The organism is uncultured Fretibacterium sp. (assembly GCF_938040765.1).
GTDB lineage: Bacteria > Synergistota > Synergistia > Synergistales > Aminobacteriaceae > CAJPSE01.
This window is the reverse complement of sequence record NZ_CALIAA010000091.1, coordinates 1-6,344: the sequence shown is the minus strand read 5'-3', so window position 1 is coordinate 6,344 and position 6,344 is coordinate 1. Positions and strand designations below refer to the sequence as shown.

General features: G+C 66.0%; 9 protein-coding genes. 1 reads left to right on the top strand and 8 read right to left on the bottom strand.

Annotated features, from left to right (window positions below):
* Positions 1 to 312: hypothetical protein (locus Q0176_RS03435; protein ID WP_299299250.1), on the top strand; the 312-nt coding region annotated here is incomplete at its 5' end.
* A gap of 39 nt (positions 313 to 351) precedes the next feature.
* Here the strand turns inward: Q0176_RS03435 and Q0176_RS03430 are convergent.
* The 8 genes from Q0176_RS03430 to Q0176_RS03395 all read right to left on the bottom strand — a co-directional run.
* Positions 352 to 978, bottom strand: coding sequence for a DNA-3-methyladenine glycosylase (locus Q0176_RS03430; RefSeq protein ID WP_299299248.1), 627 nt, complete (start codon positions 976 to 978; stop codon positions 352 to 354).
* Complete coding sequence (gene coaD / locus Q0176_RS03425; RefSeq protein ID WP_299299246.1) at positions 971 to 1,489, bottom strand: pantetheine-phosphate adenylyltransferase; 519 nt, start codon at positions 1,487 to 1,489, stop codon at positions 971 to 973. Before coaD ends, Q0176_RS03430 begins: the two co-directional genes overlap by 8 nt.
* Positions 1,486 to 2,061: an RsmD family RNA methyltransferase gene (locus tag Q0176_RS03420; protein ID WP_299299244.1), complete on the bottom strand. Its 576-nt coding sequence runs from the start codon at positions 2,059 to 2,061 to the stop codon at positions 1,486 to 1,488. The genes coaD and Q0176_RS03420 overlap by 4 nt, the downstream gene beginning before the upstream one ends.
* Positions 2,058 to 3,035, bottom strand: a complete 978-nt coding sequence (gene trmB / locus Q0176_RS03415; RefSeq protein WP_299299242.1) for a tRNA (guanosine(46)-N7)-methyltransferase TrmB — start codon at positions 3,033 to 3,035, stop codon at positions 2,058 to 2,060. The genes Q0176_RS03420 and trmB overlap by 4 nt, the downstream gene beginning before the upstream one ends.
* A 1-nt stretch (position 3,036) precedes the next feature.
* Positions 3,037 to 4,419, bottom strand: a complete 1,383-nt coding sequence (locus Q0176_RS03410) for a phosphomannomutase/phosphoglucomutase (protein ID WP_299299240.1) — start codon at positions 4,417 to 4,419, stop codon at positions 3,037 to 3,039.
* Positions 4,416 to 5,504, bottom strand: a complete 1,089-nt coding sequence (locus Q0176_RS03405; RefSeq protein WP_299299238.1) for an aminotransferase class V-fold PLP-dependent enzyme — start codon at positions 5,502 to 5,504, stop codon at positions 4,416 to 4,418. Before Q0176_RS03405 ends, Q0176_RS03410 begins: the two co-directional genes overlap by 4 nt.
* Positions 5,505 to 5,585: 81 nt before the next feature.
* Entirely contained in the window at positions 5,586 to 6,074 is a 489-nt protein-coding gene (locus Q0176_RS03400) for a hypothetical protein (protein WP_299299236.1), read from the bottom strand.
* Between the two features lie 85 nt (positions 6,075 to 6,159).
* Positions 6,160 to 6,344 (bottom strand): hypothetical protein (locus tag Q0176_RS03395; RefSeq protein ID WP_299299234.1); only part of this gene is annotated, 185 nt, incomplete at its 5' end.

Below are 6,344 nucleotides of genomic sequence, written 5' to 3'. Positions count from 1 at the left end.
GCTGAGAACGTGAGGGTCTCTGCGATAAACGGTGAGAAATCGTGTTGGTTTTTTCACAAGGCTGCAGCGGCGGTTTACCTCAGACCGGGGGAGAATGTGCTGGAGGTTTATGCCCAGTGGGCGAGGGGAGGCCGTACGGTTACCCTGTATCGTACGAACCCCGTTGTGCTGACGCTGACGGTGCCCAGCGATAAAATCTATGCCCTGCATTACGACGTTCGGAGCTCCTGTTATTTGCTGACCGAGGGAGACGCATACGAGGATGAGACGTGGGAGAGGTCATTGACGGACGTGAACGTAGTTGACGGCTGAAAATGGCCCGAGTCGTTCTGAGAGATAGGCAGTCGTGAATCACCCTTTTTCCAGAAACCGCCGGGTCGAGACAAACGGGCTGTCCTTCACGGCGAAGCGGTAGGGGTAGCCGGCCGCCTCCCCCGCGTAATCCACGTTGATGCGCGGCGTCGCGGCGACGCGGGCGTCGGGGATCGATTCCCCCTCGGTGAGGAACAGCGTCTCGTCCGTCAGGTCCGTCCCGTTCTGCTCCCGCGAGATGCGCAGTGCCTGGCAGAGTTTGCCGGGCCCGCTGCACAATTTGCGGGCATCCCTCGTCCCTCTGTGCCGTTCCATCAATTCCACCCCGGATAAGGGTTCCAGCGCACGAATCAGGACGGCCTCGGGAAAGCCCTCGGGGCCCGCGACGACGTTGAAGCAGTGGTACATCCCGTAGATCAGGTAGACATAGGCATAGCCGCCCGCGCGGAACATGACCTCCGTGCGGTGTCCCGGCCGGGCGGCCGGGATGCCGAAGGCGTGGCACGCGGCGTCCGCGGGGCCGGCGTAGGCCTCCGTCTCGACGACGATGCCCGCGGCGGCCCCTTCCGCCGTCCGATGGACCAGGACCTTCCCCAACAGGGCGCGCGCCGTCTCGACCGCGCCCCGGAGGTAGAAGGACCGGGGCAGGGGCGGAAGGTCAGGCATGTCCGTCCCCGCGGGGGGCCAGAGCGGGAGGAAAGCGCTCCCGCAGCCGACGGAAGACGCCGGGGGGAACCATGTCGTGCACCGTCCCGCCGAACTGGAAGATGTCGCGGATGACGCTGCTGGAAAGGTACGAATATTTGGGGTCGGTCACGATGAAGAACGTCTCGATCTCCGGGGCCAGCTGGCGGTTCATCAGGGCCATCTGGAACTCGTACTCGAAGTCGGACATGGCGCGCAGCCCGCGGATGATGGCACGCGCCTTTTCCTGCCTCAGGTAGTCGACCAGCAGGCCCGTGAAGTGGCCGACCGTGACGTTGGGCAGGTAGCTCAGCGCCTCTCGGGCCATGGCGTGCCGTTCCTCGACGCTGAACGTGGAACGTTTCTGGGGGTTGACCAGAATGCTGACCCGCACCTCGTCGAAGATCGCGGCGGCGCGTTCGGCAATATAGATGTGCCCGTTGGTGATCGGGTCGAACGAGCCGGGGTAGACGGCCCGGACGGCGCGTTTCATTCGCCAACCTCTCCTTCCTGCGGTGCGCCCTCCTGCGCTTCGGCGTCCCGAATGGCGCGCACGGGGCTCAGGAACGTCAGTACCGTCTCCCCGTACTCCCTCTCGGACTCGACCCGCCACTCCCCCGGGGGGACGGTCAGCGGCTCCCGGACCGAGTGCTCCACGACCATGACGCCGCCCGGCGCCAGAAGCTCCGCAAGACCTCCGATACCCGGCAGCGCCGCCCCCCACCCCTCGTGGTAAGGGGGGTCGGCGAATACGACGTCGAAGACCTTTTTTCTCCTGCGCAGCCAGGCAATGGCCCTCCGCAGTTCGAGGTTCAGGACTGCCGCGCTGCCCGGAGCCGTGTGCGGCACGGAGCGCTCGATAGTCTGGGCCCGTGCACGGACCGATTCCACGAAGACCACGGATGCCGCGCCGCGTCGCAGCGCCTCGAGGCCGACGCGGCCCGTTCCCGCGAAGAAATCGAGAAACCTCGCTCCCTCCAGGGACCCGACGGCGCCGCGCATGGAGTCCAGGATGCTGAACAGGGCCAGAAGGACCCGGCCGGAGGTGGGGCGGACCTCCTTCAAGGGGCTGGCGCCGCGTTTCCGTCCGGTCCCAGGCGCCGCGCGAGGTCCTCGGCGGCGCACCGCACGGCGGGGGTCAGAAAGGCGTTTGCCGTCCCATCCAGCTGGACCAGCGTGCCGCCGCCGCGCTCGGAGACCCTGAGGTAGTAACGCTGCTCGAACTCGTCGTCGGTGGAGAAGGTGTCGACCAGGAAACACGGAGCCCCGTCCGGCCCCGCGTAATGGCGGCCGAACGCCCACCGGGCGTCTCCCCTGCGTCCGCTCGTCCCGTCGAGGGCCGCGATCCTCTCCTCGTTCGGGGGATATTCCGTCCTGATGTGCATCTCCGAATCCCTCCAGGTCCGTCGTGCGACGGTGAAGTCCCGTGTCTTGGCAAAGATCAGCCTGTGGATCGCCTTGCCCTGCTCCATCCATTTGCGCTCGTACTTCGTTGTGACGGGGCGCTCGGGGTTCGTCTCGCACGAACGGAGCTCGAGCGCCGCATGGGCCGAAAGCCGTGCCTGGACCTCCTGAGCGTAGGGCTCGTCGTCCGTGACCAGCTCGAAGACGCCGCCTGGCCTCAGCACCGCGGCCAGGTCGTCGGTGAACTCCCGGGCGGTCACGCGGCGGTGCGCATGGCGCTTCTTGGGCCAGGGGCAGGGGAAGTTCATGTAGATTTTATCCAGGGAGGAGTCCGCGAAGAGCTCCTTCATCATGTAGCGGGCGTCCGTGCGGATGAGCCTGAGGTTGTCCAGCCCCCCCGAACGCCTGGCGCAGCGCAGGACGCAAGCCGGCGAGACCTCCATGCCCAGCAGGAACGTGTCCGGGTTCGCCCCCGCGTGACGCACCGTGTACTCCCCGTTGCCGAACCCGACCTCCAGCTCCGTCCGGCCCCGCCCCCCGGACAGCGCCCTCAGATCGAGCGGAAGGGACAGGCCCCGGGGCAGCAGGATGTTCCCATAGCCGCCCCTGTGCCCGTCCGTGTTCAGAATGTCCATTTCAGAACGTCCATGTGAAGTCCGGCAGGCCTTCCGCCCTCAGCCGTTTTTTGACGTCCTCCATGATGAAGGCCAGGGCTTTCTCGTCCCTGCCCTCGCAGCGGGTCGTGATGACGGGCTGGGTGTTGGAGGCGCGGATCAGCCCCCAGCCGCCGGGGTAGAGGATGCGGATTCCGTCCAGGGTCAGGCCCTTGTAGTCCTTGAGCGCCTTCTCCCGGATGCGTCGGATGACCTCGAACTTCTCGGAGTCCGGGCAGTCGATCCGGGCCTCCTCCGTCGCGGGGTATAGGGGGATGGAGGCCATGAGGTCGGAGAGGCTTCTTCCGGTCCTGGACAGGATTCTCAGGATGCGCCCCGCCGCGTAGAAGGAGTCGTCGAACCCGTAGTACTCGTCGGCGAAGAACATGTGCCCGGAGAGCTCCCCCGCGAAGGGCGCGCCGATCTCCCGCATCTTCGCCTTGATGACGGAGTGCCCGGATTTCCAGAAGAGCACCCGACCGCCCAGGCGCTCGATCTCCTCCGGCAGCGCCATGCTGCACTTGGGCTCGACGATGGCCTCCGTACCGGGCCGGGCCTTCAGGATCTCGGCCCAGTAGAGGGCCATCAGACGGTCCCCGAAGATCACCGTGCCGTGTTCGTCCACCACGCCCAAGCGGTCGGCGTCCCCGTCGAAGGCGAACCCGACGTCCGCCCCCGAGGACTTGACCTTCTCGATCAGGTCCTGGAGGTTCTCGCGCTTCTGCGGGTCCGGGTGGTGATTGGGGAAGCGCCCGTCCGGCTCCGCGCAGAGGGGGATGCAGGCGCAGCCCAGCGACTTGAAGAATCGCTCGGCGATGGGGCCGGCGGTCCCGTTTCCGCTGTCGCAGACCACCTTGAAGGTGCGGGAGAAGGGTTCGAACCTGGAGGCGAGCATCGCCAGGTAGTCGTCCGTGATGTCCCGCGCCGTGACCGTCCCCGGGCCGCAGGAGGGAAGCTCCGACTCCGTCAGGCGACGCACCTCCTGTATGCTGTCGCCCCAGAGCGTGGCGTTGTCGTATCCCAGCTTCAGGCCGTTCATGTTGGGCGGGTTGTGGCTGCCCGTGATCATGACCGCGCCCTTCAGGTCGAGGTGATGCATGCTCCAGTAGAGCAAGGGGGTCGTGACGGTCCCGATATCCATGATGTCGATGCCCGAGGCGGTGAGGCCCCGGGCGACGGCGGCCCGGATGCGCGGGGTCGAGAGCCTGACGTCTCCTCCCACGGAGACGCGGTCGACCGACCGCTCCCTCAGCCAGGCGCCGTAGGCCCTGCCGATCGCCTCCACGACGTCGTCCGTCAGATCCCGTTCCGCGTCGCCCCGGATGTCGTACTCCCTGAATATCTCCGGCGAGATGTTCCCTTTCATTTGCCCCTCAGGACCTCCCCGACTACCTCCATGCCCCGGGCCACCAGGGCCTCGTCGGCCTGGCTGCCCATGTGCCCGATGCGGAAAACCCGGCCGTCCAGCGATCCGTAGTTTCCTCCGGCGACGAGCCCCTTCTTCCTCAGCGCGGCGTCCAGCTCCGGCCACGTCCAGCCGTCCGGGACGTTGAAGGCCGTCACGGTGGGGGAGCAGATGTCCTCCCGCACGGGGAAGAGCGTCAGCCCCGCCTCGCGGCCCATCGTCCGGCAGAGTTGAGCCGCACGGGCGTGCCGGGCGTAGGCGTTCTCCGGCCCCTCCTCCATGATGGCGTTCAGGGCGACGTTCAGCGCCGTCATCCCCTGCCAGTCGTGCGTGTAGGGCATGGCCCGGACCTCGGGGACCCTCCGCCAGGGCAGATAGGCGTCGTATCCACTGTACCCGACGCGCTCGAAGACGCTCCACGCACGCGCGGAGACGGTGGAGACGGACAGGGACGGGGGAAGCGACAGCACCTTCTGGCTTCCAAGAAGGCCGATGTCGATGAGCCCCTCGTCCACCCCTACGGGGGCCCCGCCCCCGCTCGACACGAAGTCGACGAGGAATAGCGCATCCGCCTCGCGGGCGATCTCCCCCAGCTCCCTGAGATGAGGGTTCAGGGTGCCGCTGGGGGTCTCGCAGTGCACGGCGGTGACGAGCTGCGGACGGAAACGCCGGACGGCCTCCCGCACCTTTTCGGGATCGGGGACGTCGTCATAGGGGAAGGCCACGACCTCGGCCTCCGCCCCGATGGCGCGGGCCATGTCGACGAACCCCTCGCCGAAGAGCCCCGAGGCGACGGCCAGTAGCCTCTCGCCCGGACGCAGGGCGCTCTTGACGCCGCCCCACAGGATGGACATGGCCTCCCCGGAGGTGATGACGACGCTCTCCTTCGTCCCGAGCAGCGTCTGGACGAGCTTCTGGTTTTTTGCGTACAGGTCGTAGAATTCGGTCTCCAGATCGGAGCTGCCGAAGTCAGTAAGCCACGCCTCGCGAATCTTCCGGGGCACCGAGACGGGGCCGGGCACGAGGCCGATGGGATAGGTGTTCATGAATTTCGCTTCCTTTCACTTCTCAGTCGGAAATGCTTGTTCGGGCGGAACGATTGTCCTGGGCCCGGTGATGCGGGGCCGTCACCGCCCCTCGAAGAGAAGGATGACCTGCGTGGCGAACTCGGTCAGCTCCTCCTGCGACGCGCCCGCGCTCTCCAGGGTCAGGGTCCTGTCCTTCCCCAGCTCGATGGCCAAGGCCGTCCCAAGGATGTCCTGCCGCTCCAGAACGGCCCGGTGTCCCTCGATGTCGAGCGTTTGGTATCGGGCCCCGAACCCGAGCGGAAGGTCGTCGGCGCTCACCGCACCCTGGGGGACGAGGAGCGTCCCGGGACCGGGGCCCTCCATCAGGATCGCCTCGATGCGCCCGGGAGGGGCGCTGCGCGTGTAGATGCGATTGTGCCAGACCCCAAGGTCCTCCGATGTCGTCCTGAAGGGAATGGCGTCCCCGGATTCCGCGAGCCACGGCCCCACGAGGTCGGGCAAAGGGCCCACCGCGGCCGAGGACGACGGACACAGAAGCATGAACGTAAGGAAAAGCGTCAGACAAAGGGACGAACGTCCGCAAAGCATCGCGATCCGCTCCTTTTCATAGAAACGTTTTTCAGGAATGTCCTGAATTGCTCATGATTATACCGGAGTTTGAATAAAACAGGGCTCAGCCGTTCGGGGTATCGTGAGGAAAGCACAACTTTTCCAGGTCGACCGCGCGGTCGAACGCCGCCTCGTCCATCTTTCCGAAACTGATGGATTTCGGTTTGTAGATAAGTTTCCCATCGACACGGAACAACTCGCAATAGCCTAAATCCATTTTGATAGCTGAAAGCAAGCTGCTGAGAAAGT